Source organism: Roseburia porci (assembly GCF_009695765.1).
GTDB lineage: Bacteria > Bacillota > Clostridia > Lachnospirales > Lachnospiraceae > Roseburia > Roseburia porci.
The window spans coordinates 102,478-115,748 of record NZ_VUNI01000002.1 but is presented as its reverse complement, the minus strand read 5'-3'; the positions used below and the strand labels follow the sequence as shown (position 1 = coordinate 115,748).

General features: G+C 44.1%; 14 protein-coding genes, 1 tRNA gene and 1 riboswitch. Of the genes, 6 read left to right on the top strand and 9 right to left on the bottom strand.

All coding sequences use genetic code 11. The annotated features are described in order from the left end of the window. Positions 1 to 8 precede the first annotated feature (8 nt). Genes flgK (FYJ75_RS01960) through flgM form a run of 4 tightly spaced genes read right to left on the bottom strand, consistent with a single transcriptional unit; the run spans position 9 to position 4,502 of the window. On the bottom strand, positions 9 to 1,898 hold the full coding sequence (gene flgK / locus FYJ75_RS01960) for a flagellar hook-associated protein FlgK (protein WP_154428300.1): 1,890 nt from the start codon (positions 1,896 to 1,898) through the stop codon (positions 9 to 11). Between the two features lie 38 nt (positions 1,899 to 1,936). Then, on the bottom strand, positions 1,937 to 3,640 hold the full coding sequence (gene flgK / locus FYJ75_RS01955) for a flagellar hook-associated protein FlgK (protein ID WP_154428298.1): 1,704 nt from the start codon (positions 3,638 to 3,640) through the stop codon (positions 1,937 to 1,939). Between the two features lie 21 nt (positions 3,641 to 3,661). Then, entirely contained in the window at positions 3,662 to 4,174 is a 513-nt protein-coding gene (locus FYJ75_RS01950) for a flagellar protein FlgN (protein WP_328596823.1), read from the bottom strand. Positions 4,175 to 4,199: 25 nt separating this feature from the next. Beyond that, positions 4,200 to 4,502 carry a flagellar biosynthesis anti-sigma factor FlgM gene (flgM, locus tag FYJ75_RS01945; RefSeq protein WP_331467420.1) on the bottom strand — a complete coding sequence of 101 codons (303 nt, stop codon included), beginning with the start codon at positions 4,500 to 4,502 and terminating at the stop codon, positions 4,200 to 4,202. Positions 4,503 to 4,686: 184 nt separating this feature from the next. Between flgM and FYJ75_RS01940 the strand changes: the two genes are divergently transcribed. Beyond that, the gene (locus tag FYJ75_RS01940; RefSeq protein WP_154428284.1) at positions 4,687 to 5,025 is read left to right on the top strand and encodes an XRE family transcriptional regulator; all 339 of its coding nucleotides are present in this window, start codon (positions 4,687 to 4,689) and stop codon (positions 5,023 to 5,025) included. 1 nt (position 5,026) lies between these two features. On the opposite strand, the gene FYJ75_RS01935 is transcribed toward FYJ75_RS01940, so the two are convergent. Next, positions 5,027 to 6,004: a dipeptidase gene (locus tag FYJ75_RS01935; RefSeq protein ID WP_154428282.1), complete on the bottom strand. Its 978-nt coding sequence runs from the start codon at positions 6,002 to 6,004 to the stop codon at positions 5,027 to 5,029. Between the two features lie 106 nt (positions 6,005 to 6,110). On the opposite strand from FYJ75_RS01935, the gene FYJ75_RS01930 reads away from it, so the two are divergent. Next, a tRNA-Gly gene (locus FYJ75_RS01930) sits at positions 6,111 to 6,183 on the top strand. Positions 6,184 to 6,307: 124 nt separating this feature from the next. Here FYJ75_RS01930 and FYJ75_RS01925 read toward each other — a convergent pair. Then, positions 6,308 to 7,690, bottom strand: a complete 1,383-nt coding sequence (locus FYJ75_RS01925) for an MATE family efflux transporter (protein WP_154428280.1) — start codon at positions 7,688 to 7,690, stop codon at positions 6,308 to 6,310. Between the two features lie 113 nt (positions 7,691 to 7,803). Continuing rightward, a riboswitch (TPP riboswitch) is annotated at positions 7,804 to 7,912 on the top strand. Positions 7,913 to 8,128: 216 nt separating this feature from the next. Between FYJ75_RS01925 and thiS the strand changes: the two genes are divergently transcribed. The 4 genes from thiS to FYJ75_RS01905 all read left to right on the top strand — a co-directional run bounded on the left by thiS (position 8,129) and on the right by FYJ75_RS01905 (position 11,072). Continuing rightward, positions 8,129 to 8,335 carry a sulfur carrier protein ThiS gene (thiS, locus tag FYJ75_RS01920; RefSeq protein WP_328596822.1) on the top strand — a complete coding sequence of 69 codons (207 nt, stop codon included), beginning with the start codon at positions 8,129 to 8,131 and terminating at the stop codon, positions 8,333 to 8,335. 84 nt (positions 8,336 to 8,419) lie between these two features. After that, positions 8,420 to 9,196 carry a thiazole synthase gene (locus tag FYJ75_RS01915; RefSeq protein WP_154428278.1) on the top strand — a complete coding sequence of 259 codons (777 nt, stop codon included), beginning with the start codon at positions 8,420 to 8,422 and terminating at the stop codon, positions 9,194 to 9,196. Between the two features lie 24 nt (positions 9,197 to 9,220). Further along, a complete protein-coding gene (gene thiH, locus FYJ75_RS01910; RefSeq protein ID WP_154428276.1) occupies positions 9,221 to 10,441 on the top strand; it encodes a 2-iminoacetate synthase ThiH in 1,221 nt (406 codons plus the stop codon). After that, complete coding sequence (locus tag FYJ75_RS01905) at positions 10,434 to 11,072, top strand: thiamine phosphate synthase (protein WP_154428274.1); 639 nt, start codon at positions 10,434 to 10,436, stop codon at positions 11,070 to 11,072. The genes thiH and FYJ75_RS01905 overlap by 8 nt, the downstream gene beginning before the upstream one ends. A 23-nt stretch (positions 11,073 to 11,095) precedes the next feature. Here FYJ75_RS01905 and FYJ75_RS01900 read toward each other — a convergent pair whose 3' ends face one another. From FYJ75_RS01900 to cysK, 3 genes are all read right to left on the bottom strand, one after another. Continuing rightward, positions 11,096 to 11,908, bottom strand: a complete 813-nt coding sequence (locus tag FYJ75_RS01900; protein WP_154428272.1) for a GTP pyrophosphokinase — start codon at positions 11,906 to 11,908, stop codon at positions 11,096 to 11,098. 98 nt (positions 11,909 to 12,006) lie between these two features. Next, entirely contained in the window at positions 12,007 to 12,228 is a 222-nt protein-coding gene (locus tag FYJ75_RS01895) for an HPr family phosphocarrier protein (RefSeq protein ID WP_235906981.1), read from the bottom strand. Between the two features lie 74 nt (positions 12,229 to 12,302). Continuing rightward, positions 12,303 to 13,235, bottom strand: coding sequence for a cysteine synthase A (cysK, locus tag FYJ75_RS01890; RefSeq protein ID WP_154428268.1), 933 nt, complete (start codon positions 13,233 to 13,235; stop codon positions 12,303 to 12,305). Between the last annotated feature and the right edge of the window lie 36 nt (positions 13,236 to 13,271).

The window sequence follows — 13,271 nt, the reverse complement described above, 5'->3', positions numbered from 1 at the left end:
CTCCTCCTTTATACAACACCAGTCTCATTAATGAGCTTGTCATACATCTCAGCCATTACAGAGATTGTCTTGGCTGCAAGGTTATATGCGTTCTGGAATTTAATCAGGTTCATAGCCTCCTCATCCTCATCTACACCGGAAATTGATGTTCTGTGTGTATCGACAGAGGAAGCGAGATTATTATAATTATTGTAAAATGTTTTGGTTTTATCAACATCGACGGTCACATCGGAAAGCAGTGTTTCCAGGAAAGAAGATGCCTTATCTCCGCGGAACATTGTTACATCGGACTGCAGGGATTTTAACTTCTCCACCAGATCGTATGCATCAGTTCCTTTTGTAATATCTGTCGTTGTGGCAAAATATTTCGGGTCTGTCAGCGATTTGTTGTTTACACGGATGTTTGCCGTGGTGAGTTTATAATAGCTGTCCATATCCGAAGTTACTTTTGTAACAGGATTCTTGGTGATAGAACCATCCGCATTGGTAGTTGCCGATACGTATTTGCCTTCACTGTCCACATAAGCACCATTAAAATTATAAAGTGTGCCTGTCGTAGTCTCACCCTGGAAGAACGTCCCCATCGGTTCACCGTCAAGTGTCTGTCCGTCTTTCTCAATGCTGTTGAACATTTCTGCAAAGTTGCGCAAAAATTCATTCATCTGCTGCTGATAATAGACAATTCCTTTGCTGTCATAGCTTACCCCATCAGATGCAGTATTTCCGATCGCATTCGCAAGCTGGTCATCGGTCAGTTCGCTCTCCGCGGTCAGATTAAATTCCATTTCTGTGATTTTACCATCTGCATCAAGTGTTGCGCTCCATCCGTTATAGCTGTATTTCTTTCCATTTAAGGTCAGTTGTCCGCTTTCCGGAACATTGAGCGCATTCAGGTTCTGAACAGATGTATTTTTTAATACTAATTTGTTGTTTGTGGAAGTATCCGCAACCGTTCCTTTTAAGTTGTCGTTGTTATTACCATCGCGGATCTCGAATAATGCTTTCAGGCTTCCGCTGGAATTGCTGTTTGCCTGTGCAAAGCTCATTCCTGTATCTGCCCATACAAGATCATAAAGGCCATTGGCATCGGTCTTATTCACTGCCTGATCACGTGCAACATAGGTAATTGTACGGTAATCGTCGCCATCCACAAGTGTCTGATCATTAATAAGTACCTTAAAGTTGGTTCCTCCGAGATTTTCTCCATTCTTATTCTGAATCTCAGTTTCTACGGTCTGGACATCCACAATCTTGGAGAGTTCGTCTAAAAGGTTTGCTCGCTGATCTCTCAGTTCGTTGGCATACGCACCACGGATCTCAATATTATTGATCTCACGGTTTAACGTTGCGATCTTTTGTCCGATCGCATTGATATTCTCTGTGGTACTCTTGATCTCTTCGTTGACATCTTCCTGCATTTCCGTAAGGCTTGTGGATAACGCATTAAAGTACGTACAAAGCTGCTGTGACTGGTTGATAAACTGGTTACGTACTGTTTCGTCTCCCGCTTTGGTCTTCAGGGTATCCAGTCCATTGAACATTTTATTGAAAATGGTCGTAAATCCCTTCTGTGTGGTATCATCCTTGAAATAATCTTCGATCTGATTCAGATAATACAGCTTCTGTTCATACAGGCCTTTGCTGGAGTTTGCTTCCCAGTATTTGGAATCATAATACAGATCTCTCTCCTGTTTAATGGAGACCACCTGAACTCCAGTACCCATACTTCCGTAGCGTGCTGCCACACGAAGAGCTGCCGTAGACTGCAGATTGGCTGTCTGTCTGCAATATCCGGTTGTTTTTAAGTTTGCGATATTATTCGCTGTCGTATTCACTGCTGCCTGAAAAGAACCAAGCGCAGATGATCCGATATTTAATCCGAAAAAAGTGGAAGCCATATTGCTCCTCCTTATTTTATCCTAATGTCTGGCTGCAATTATATTAATCCGGTTACAATCAGTTCAGTCATTTCACTGATTACCGTAATGAAACGGCTCGCTGCATTGTATGCGGACTGAAATTTTACCATATGTGTCAGTTCTTCATCCGAAGCTACCCCAGTTACCTGTGAGCGCTGATTGTCCACCGCCTCAACCGTGTTCGACAGCGTATCCATTACTGAAGAATATACATTACCGACAGTTCCAAGCATATCCACAACTTTATTGTAATAATTCTGGAATGTACAAGGTGTATTGTCGTATGGATTAATCGTCATATCCTTTGCTTCCCAGAGTGCAGTCAGCTTCTTTCCGAGCTCATAGTCTACCGCTCCATTCTGCGTATAAACCGGAAGTTTGGTAATCTGTGCCTGTATCTCAGGGTTGATCTTTGTACTGCCGATCATATACTGTTTGGAAGTATCTGACATATCTTCCTCATTATAGATGTAATATGTTTTACCATCTGTTCCGGTAACGGTCGTATAACGGTCACATCCGATTCTTGAAAAAAGTTCCTGTGGTGGAAGCTGTTTATCCTCACCAAGTGTACAGTTGTCTACATCAAGGATCCTGGTTCCCGCTGCATAAGTCTGTCCATCTGTGGTTGTGATTGCTGTCTGCAGTTCTGTATTCGGGCAGAAAATATCATTCAGTCCCGTTGCAATGCTGTGGAACAGTTTATCGATCTGTGCCTGCGCTTCCATAACCGTATTATTCTCGATTGTTTTGTAACTCGTCTCATCGTCCAGATCCGAATATTTACCATAGGTTGTTCCTCTGGACACCATAAGACCTTTGATCTTACCGACATCGGTATTAAATTCGGATGAAATATCCCGGTCCATACGAAATACCGGCACATATTCACCGGAATCGACATCTGAAAGCTGTCCCCAGTATGGTGTATAAAAGCCGGTCTCTTTATCCGCTTTCATCTGGATCTCATAGCAGCGGTTATCATCCACAAAATCGACATTTTCAAAGGTTACGGTCACTGCTCCAAACTGGTCTTCACTCGCAGTAACATTGCCATAGCCGGCAAGTTTATCCAAAAGAGCGTCCCTTTGGTCTCTGAGTGTCATTGCAGTTTCCTGTCCGCCCGATTCCACCTTAATAATGTCGTTATTGAGCTGGTAAATCTGTTTTCCGATATCGTTGACCGTCTGGATATCATCATAGATCTGATTGTTCAGATTGTTCTGATAGCTTTTTAAATCCGAGTACAGGGAATTGCAACGGCTGATAAAAAGTTCTGATTTCTGTACAACCAGGTTCTGATTGGTCGAATTCATGCTGTCTTTTGCCAGCTCCTGAAATGCCGACCATAAATCATCGATGCTCTCTTTAAATTCTTCTCCATGCAATTCCTGGAACATGTCCTCTACATTCGATACATTCTCATACATCGTGCTGTAAAATCCATATCTTCCGGTCTCTGTCCGGAATGCTTTATCCAAAAAAATATCTCTCGCATGCACAACATCTCCGATTGAGACACCAAGTCCCGACTGCTGCATCGCAGTCTTCGGTGTTGCCAGCTTGAGATTGGAATAATTCTTATCTGCGAAACGTACCTGCTGACGCACATATCCTTTTGTATCTACGTTTGCCAGGTTGTTGGCCGTAACGTTTAACGCATTCTGCGCGCTCTGTAGCCCGGACGTTCCAACATATAAGCTTCCGAATCCGTTTGCCATACCTTTTTCCTCCTAAAGTTTCTACTGTTTGGCATCAAATCCGCTATTGCCTAAAAGCATTCCTGTATTGTAGGCATTGCGGTCGTAATTTGCCGTTTCTGGTGCCTGCCGCATACTCTTGAATAAGGTAATGTCAAACTCCAATAATTCCATAGCCTGATGAATAAGGATCCCATTCAGCTCATTCTGACGGTTTACAAGTTCTGCCGTCTCGATCAGATGATCTCTCGCCTCGCTGAGCTTCTGCTGCACCCCTGGCTGTTCCTCTAAAAAACCGATCAGTCTGGTAACTGTGACCTCCTGTGGGTTCTTTCCCAGCACTGTTGCAATATCATTCAGAAGCTCTGTCTGTTTGTTACTGAAAGCCAAAAGCTCTGTGCTTGCTTCCTGTTCAAGAACTGTAAGTTTCTCCAAAGCAGGGACATCCGACTGGATGAGTATCTGACGCTTCTGCTCTCCTAACTCTGCCAGTTGTTCATAAATATGAAGTTCTTGTTCTAATACGCTTACGAGTTCTTCTACTAAACTTGCCACCTGTTATCCTCATTTCCTGTTACTTTCACATCATATTTGCCTGATACTTCTCAATCAGCTTGCTTGCAAAATCGCCTGGCTCAACATGGTATGTTCCGGAGTCGACCTGTGCCTTTAACTGTGCGACTTTATCTTCCCTGACATCTGAAGATTCTGATACTGCACTTTTTGCAATCTGATAGTCACGGCCAGTCTGTGAAATGGATACCTCATCACGTACGGAATGACTTCCCTGTACTTTCTGTGTTCTTGATATATTCTGTGTTCCATAGATCTGCGCGATCTGATTATATGCATCTATACGCATAACAGCATCTCCTTTCTTCATCCTCCTGATGAAGTTTGTTACTATTTTTATCGGACGATAACTTTTTTTCTTTAGTTTTTCTTGAATTTTAAGAATACTTTTTCGCATTTTCTTAGTACTCCAAAATTCGTTGACGACCATTTTTCTGAATAATAAGATAGGAAACAGAAGATACTATATCGGGTAATTGGAGTAGAGACAAAGTATGCGAAATGACAGAATTGGACAGGTTTTAAAAGAATATCGTAAACGACGTTCCCTGACAGTCAGCGATGTCTCTGTCATTTTTAAGAACGACTATCATATGAATGTTTCTGAAAAAACAATTTATGGATGGGAAAGCAATCAGTCACATCCTTCTTCCGATAAATTTCTTGTTCTGTGCGAGATCTACCAGATCAAGGATATCTTAAGAGCCTTTCAGGGACAGGAAGCTTCCGATATTGCACTGTCCGATGACGAAAAAGAACTCATTGATGTGTACCGCGACCAGGACGCCAATATCCAGCAGGCAATCCGGCGCGTACTCGGAATGAATAAATAACCTACATGCTTTCGTGACAGACACGAAGCGCATTTTTCCAGAAAATTCCATCGATCTGGCTGGATGTAAATCCAGCCTTTTTCAATCCGTCTGCAAGAAGTTCCATCTCCAGTGGATTTCTGATCTCCAGTGTTCCCTCGATTCCATCAAAATCTGTTCCAAGCGCGACAACGTCCATGCCACCTGCATTACTTTCATGGCGTGCCATTGCCACCATACGTTCTACCGAACTTACGGGGTCTTCCTTTTCCTCCAAAAAAGCAGGACAGAAGTTGATTCCCATAACACCACCATTTTCTCCCAATGCACGGATCATTTCATCTGTCATGTTTCTTGGATGGTCACAGACGCTTCTGGCATTGGAATGTGTTGCAACAACCGGTTTTTTGACAATCTTTATCACATCCCAGAATCCCCCATCTGACAAATGACTGACATCGACAAGCATTCCCAGCTCCTGCATATAAGAAACTGCTTCTTTTCCAAATGGTTTCAATCCCTGTTCCATGATCTGACGATCTTTGGAATTGGGATATCCAAAACAATTCTCATAGTTCCAGGTAAGGCTGAGTGCCCGTACACCGAGGTCGTAATACCGCTTGAGATTTTCCATTTTTCCATATACCGCTGCTCCGTCCTCCATTGTGAGCACTGCACTGACCCTGCCATTTTTATAATTCTGTTCGATCTCTCCGGCATTTCGCGCACGCGCAAGTGTATCCGGATTCTCCCGGAGTGTCCGCTCAAAAATCTGCACGCATCCGTCAATGTAATCTTCATAATCCTTTGCCGGAACATGAGCTTCCTTATAGTCCTGCTCCCGCAGCATAAAAATTGCAAAAAACTGTGCCCATGCACCTGCTTTTACCAGACGCTCCACATCCACGGAAAGCTTTGGGCATCTGGTGACGCTTCCTGCCTTTCCGTTCTCGATCAATTCGCACATTAATGTATCGCAATGCATGTCGATTGTTTTCATAGAAACCTCCTGCAAATAGAATTTTCAAATTTTTTCAAAAAGTATATTGACAATATACAATTCCTTTGTTATTATAACTAAGCACTGTTGAGAACGCAGTACACATGCGATAGTGGCGTAGTTGGTAACGCGCGACCTTGCCAAGGTCGAGACCGCGGGTTCGAGCCCCGTCTATCGCTCTTATATAAAAGACTATCGTTGATGCGATAGTCTTTTTTGTTATATATAAATTATAGAAACGAAACCGTTTGCCCATCGAGTTTCACTTCCACAAGTTCATCCCCGACATAGCGGAGCTTCAAGCTAAAAAACGCTTCCCTCTCTTCCAGAAGCCGGAAAATCTCTTGTAATATTCTGCAGCCAGGTTCCCTTTTTATAATGATAAAATATGAACGGCATCTTCACAAATTCATCCAGACACAGGATAAAATAAACCGTCATTGGTGAAAGCTTCCACACAAAGGCAGCCAGGAATCCTACCGGCACCATAACGCCCCACATGCAGATAATATCGCAGATCAGTCCATACCTCGAATCGCCGCCTGCACGGAAAACTCCACAGATCACGCAGGTATTGATAAGCTGCCCGATCAGATAATAGCAGGAAATAAAAAGCATCTGTTCCAGATATACATTGGCTGTATCCGATAAAGATACCATTGCAAAAATAACCGGGCGGACAAGAAGAAGCAGAATTGCTCCTATGACACCGCTGATCAGTGTGATCCAGATCAGTCTTGATGCGTCTTTTCTGGCACGGTCCATTGCACCTTCTCCGATCGTCTTTCCGAGGATGATCGCACCACCATATGCGATTCCGTATCCAACGACCGCAAACAGATCACGAACAACCGTTACCACCGAGTTGGCAGCAACAATGTCCTCATTCAGATGTCCCATGATAACGGTGTACAGCAGAAACGCCACGCCCCAGACGCACTCATTTCCAACCGCAGGAAGTGAATATTTCAGGAAATCCTGGAACAGAAGCGGTTCCGAATAAAAAAGACTGCCGATATGAAAATGCACTTCTTTCTGCCTCTGGTTATCAATGACACAGACGATCACCTCAAATGCTCTTGCAATTGTTGTCGCAAATGCAACACCGATCAGCCCAAGCTTCGGGAGTCCGAAAAGCCCGAAGATAAAGCATGCATTTAATATAATATTCACAAGCACCGCACATGTGCTGGTGATCGTTGAAAATTTCACACGTTCAATACTTCTCATCATACACAGATACATCTGCGAAAATCCCATAAGCACATAACTGACACCAAGAATACGAAGATACTCACTTCCAAGCGTGATCAAATTGGTATCATTTGTAAAAATATGCATGATCTGCGACGGAAATACAATTGCAGCCACGCAGAAAAGCATGGAGATCGGCACAGAAAAACGCAGTGCAATTCCAAGAATATGTTCGATCGTTCTCGTATCCTTTTTGCCCCAGTATTGGGATACGAGCATCGCAATTCCAGAACCAAGTCCTGTAATAAAAATATTCAGAATAAACATCACCTGGTTTGCAAGTGAAACAGCTGCAATCGCCGACTGGCTGACATAACCAAGCATCAGTACATCCACCGAATTGACCATAGCGCTGATCAGATTCTGAATTGCAATCGGCAGCACAAGTACAAAGAGCTGCCGGTAAAAAGCTGGTATTTCCCTTTTTCTCATACGTAAAAATCCCCCTTGTTTCATCCTACCTATGTCATTATGATAAGCCATAAACTTTAGAAAAACAAGCCACCCCTTGACAATCTTTCCAGAAAGTGTATACTTCTTTTTGTAAAATTGAACAGGGGAGCTTATGTTTGTAGGCTGAGAGGAAGTCATCAACTTCGACCCATATACCTGATTTGGATAATGCCAACGTAGGAACGTAGAATATGAATTTACGGGAGATGTTAAGGCATCTCCCTTTTTATTGCGTCAACAGGTACTTCAAAACACCGATTTTACATCATAATTTCATATGGATAAACGAGAGTGAACAGAGTTCATGAAGGGGTGCACCACCGCGGGTGTATTTTTTCGTGAACTCTTTTTTGATACCAAGATCAATAAGGGACAAAATACCGTTCCAGGCTCTCTTCTATCCGGAAAGGAGGAACCGTGGTCAGAATCAACGGAAAAGATGCGCCGGATGTTGTTTCTTTGTCTGTTCTCGAATATCTGAAGCAGAGCAGCTACAAACTGCAGCATGTGGTGGTGGAGCTTAACGAAGAAATCCTGCCAAAAGAAGCCTATGGCAAGACCATCTTAAACGATGGTGACGTTCTTGAGATTTTAAGCTTCATGGGTGGCGGATCGGGCGCATAACACTGCATTACACACCATTTCATAATGCGAAATGAGGGGCAGACCCTCATATCATTAAAAATTATCAGAAAAGAGGAAATCACTATGAGCACCACAAACGATAAACTGATTCTTGGAGGACACGAATTTACCTCCCGTTTTATTCTTGGATCCGGCAAATTTTCACTGGACCTCGTAAAAGCATGCATTGAAAAAGCCGATGCACAGATCATCACCCTGGCTCTTCGCAGAGCAAACGAAGGCGGTCTTGCCAATATTTTAGACTATATTCCAGACAATGTAACATTACTCCCAAACACATCCGGCGCAAGAAATGCCGATGAGGCTGTCCGCATCGCCAGACTTTCCCGCGAACTCGGATGCGGTGATTTTGTTAAAGTCGAAATCATGCATGACTCCAAATATCTGCTTCCGGACAACTATGAAACGATCCGTGCAACCGAGATTCTTGCAAAAGAAGGCTTTATTGTTATGCCTTACATGTATCCGGATTTAAATGTTGCCCGCGAACTCGTCAATGCAGGCGCTGCAAGCATCATGCCACTCGGCGCACCGATCGGCTCCAACAAGGGAATCTGCACCAAAGAATTTATTCAGATTCTGATCGACGAGATTGACCTTCCGATCATCGTTGATGCCGGAATCGGCCGTCCATCCCAGGCATGCGAAGCCATGGAAATGGGTGCTTCCGCAGTTATGGCAAACACAGCAGTCGCTACCGCTGGTGATGTTGAAGTTATGGCAGAAGCCTTCAAAAAGGCAATTGAAGCCGGAAGAAGCGCTTATCTGGCCGGATTCGGACGCACGCTGTCAAAAGGTGCAAGCGCATCCTCACCGCTCACCGGATTTTTACATGACTAATCACGCACAGAAAGGAAAAGAGAAATGACTGCAAAAGACGAGCATTTTAATGACAGTATCGTAAATGAAGTGATCCTTGAGGATATGAAGAAAAACCGGATCGATCACATGAAATACCTTCCGGGAATGGAGGTTCTTGAATCCGATGTCATGGACCAGGTCATCGCCGCAATGGACGCATACGATTATGATCAGTACACACAGGCAGATGTAAGAGCTGCACTCGCACATGACAATCGCACTCCGGAGGATTTCAAAGCACTCCTGTCCCCTGCTGCACTCCCACTTCTGGAAGAGATTGCACAGGCTGCACAACTTGAGACCAGAAAACATTTCGGAAACAGCGTTTATATGTTCACTCCGATCTACATCTCCAATTACTGCGAAAACTATTGTATCTATTGTGGATTCAACTGCCACAATAAGATCAACCGCGCCAGATTAAATGCAGATGAGATCGACCGTGAAATGGAAGCGATCGCCCAAACCGGACTTCAGGAGATTCTGATTCTGACCGGTGAAAGCCGCAGCATGTCCGATGTCGAATACATCGGCGAGGCATGTAAAATTGCAAGAAAATACTTCAAAGTCATTGGTCTTGAAGTTTATCCGATGAATTCCGATGAATATGCATACCTGCATGAATGTGGCGCCGACTATGTAACCGTTTTCCAGGAAAGCTATAATTCCGACAAATATGAAACACTGCATCTTGCCGGACACAAGCGTATTTTTCCATACCGTGTCAATGCACAGGAGCGTGCATTGAAAGGCGGTATGCGCGGTGTCGGCTTTGCCGCACTTTTAGGTCTCGACGACTTCCGCAAGGATGCGTTTGCCACCGGATACCATGCATACCTTCTCCAGAAGAAATATCCGCATGCTGAAATCGCATTTTCCTGTCCACGTCTGCGTCCGATCATCAACAACGACCGGATTAATCCAAAAGATGTACACGAAAGACAGCTGCTTCAGGTAGTCTGCGCTTACCGTCTGTTTATGCCATTTGCAAGCATCACAGTATCCACACGTGAAAATGCCCGAGTCCGCGATAACCTTGTAAGCATTGCAGCAACCAAGATTTCCGCCGGCGTAAGCACAGGAATTGGAAGCCATGTAGACGATATTGAGGATAAAGGAGATGACCAGTTTGAGATCTCCGACGGAAGAAGCGTAGACGAAGTATACAATGCACTTCTCGAGCATGATCTCCAGCCTGTCATGAGTGATTATATTTATGTATAATAATGATGTTAAAAAAACAGAAACTGACTGTTTCTGCTCTGGAACTGAGCATTTGTGTTCCGGAGCAGATCTCTCACACATCATCGCCGTTTCCAACCGCCATCTGTGTGAAAGACCTTATCTAAAGCAGGTTGCGCGCGTCTGCAGACAGCACCCAAAAGCATTTATTTTAAGAGAAAAAGATCTGCCAGAAGAAGAATATCTTCTCCTGGCAGATCAGGTAATGGATCTATGCAGACAATACGAAGTTCCCTGCATTATTCATAATTTTTTGTCCGTAGCACGAAGACTGGATACTTCCACCATCCATCTTCCGCTTCCGGTGCTTCGTGAACACCCGGATGCCACAGACGAATTTCGCTGTGTCGGCACTTCCGTGCATTCTCTTTCCGATGCACTCGAAGCAGAAAAACTAGGTGCTTCCTATATAACGGCGGGACATATTTATGCGACCGACTGCAAAAAAGGACTTCCTCCGAGAGGACTTTCCTTTCTGCAGGATGTCTGTTCCCATGTCACGATCCCGGTCTATGCGATCGGCGGAATCCACCTTGGTACACCGCAGATCACAGAAGTCATGGACTGTGGTGCCGCGGGAGCCTGCATCATGTCGCAGATGATGCAGATATAACTATTGAAGGAGTGTTGCTGTCCCTATTCTGCTGATGACGGTGTTTTATCATCTCTTAATTCGCCGAGCAGCCGAATCGGACGCGGTGCTCCTAAAAGCTGCACAGAGCGATTCTTCTGTGCATTTGCCTTTTCACGGAACTCCTGGCTGTTCATGCGGTTCCTTATATTCTCCATGCGGGTGTCCAATGCCGCACTGATCTGTGCACATTCCTGCAATTCAATTGCCAGCTGTTCTGCCTCATCGTCCGGAATATCTTTTTTATAACGAAGCTTGTGCTCCAGACTTGCCCAGAAATCCATGGCGATCGTGCGAAGCTGGACTTCAACTTTCATCGGACGCTTCTCATTTTCCAGGAAAATTGGAATCTCAATGATCAGATGAAGGCTGCGGTAACCGCTCTCCTTCGGGTTCTTAATGTAGTCTTTCCGCTCGATCAGGGTAACATCATCCTGCTGCAGCAGACAATCTGCCAGCATGTAAATATCCTCTGGGAAAGAGCACACGACTCTTACACCGGCAATGTCTTTGATCTGTTCTTCGATCGCATCAAGATTCAGCGGAATATTCTTTCTTCGCACCTTTTTTAAAATGCTGTCCATGGACTTGGTACGACTTTTGATGGATTCGATTGGGTTACGATCATACTGTAAGGAGAATTGTTCATTCAACACCTTAAATTTGGTCTCCACTTCCATGATCGCACACCGGTAATACGCCATTCTGCTTTCAATCGGTTCTATGTTTTCCTGCATCATATCCAGGAATTCGTCAGATAATAAACTGTCGCGAATAAACTGCTCTTTCGCCTGCTCAAAGTACTTCTCTATTTTCATGTTGCTGCCTCTCCAATACTTTTTCTCTTTCGATGCCTCTATTATATCGTTTTTCAGCAGCGTCGTGTATAAAGATTGCATGAAAATTTTATGAATTATTATGTGCTGTAGCGACAAAGCATCTGTTCCAGCTGACCTGTCATGTCATCCTTCTGGACTCTTACCTCAATCGGTTTCGTCAGATCCAGGCTGAATACTCCAAGCAGCGATTTGCCATCGACTTCATAACGTCCGGAGATCAGATCGATCTCACCTTCACACGACTGTATATTATTAACAAATTCTTTGACTTTTTCCACAGAATCGAGTCTGATATACATACTTACCCACCGTACTTTCCTTTTTTCACTACGTATTAAATATATGCCGGTGGGCATCTATGTATGACAGTTTTTTAATCTTTGAATAAATCGGTAGAGTAATAACGGTCTCCGCTGTCTGGAAGAAGTGCAACTACGGTCTTGCCTTCAAATTCCGGTCTCTTTGCTACCTGGATTGCAGCCCAGAGTGCAGCACCAGAGGAAATTCCAACCAATACGCCCTCTTCTTTTGCGATCTCTTTTCCAAATGCAAATGCATCATCGTTTGCAACCGGAATGATCTCATCGTATACTTCGGTGTTCAGTGTTTTTGGCACAAATCCGGCGCCGATTCCCTGAATCTTATGTGGTCCGGCGTTCTCTCCAGATAAAACTGCAGATGTTGCAGGCTCTACAGCAATGATCTTTACGTCAGATTTCTTGGATTTTAAATACTCGCCAACACCGGTGATTGTTCCACCAGTACCAACACCAGCAACAAAAGCATCTACTGCTCCGTCTGTGTCAGCCCAGATCTCAGGACCGGTTGTTTTGCGGTGTGCAGCCGGGTTTGCAGGGTTTTCAAACTGCTCCGGGATAAAGCTTTCCGGAATCTCTTTATGAAGCTCTTCTGCCTTGGCGATTGCACCTTTCATTCCTTTGGTTCCATCTGTCAGTACAAGCTCTGCTCCATATGCTTTGATGATATTTCTACGCTCAATACTCATGGTCTCTGGAAGCACGATGATGATCTTATAGCCTTTTGCTGCTGCAATTGCTGCAAGACCGATACCAGTGTTACCGGAAGTTGGCTCAATGATCGTATAACCTGGTTTTAATTTGCCGTCCGCTTCTGCCTGTTCGATCATTTCCTTCGCAATACGGTCTTTTACGCTTCCTGCCGGGTTAAAATATTCCAGTTTTGCTAAGAGTTTTGCTTTTAAACCGTATTTCTCTTCAATATGTGTAAATTCTACTAATGGTGTGTTTCCAATGAGCCCGATCGCTCCCTGATAAATATTTGACATTTTGTTCCTCCTTTTACTAAAATCAGTTGTCCAGCA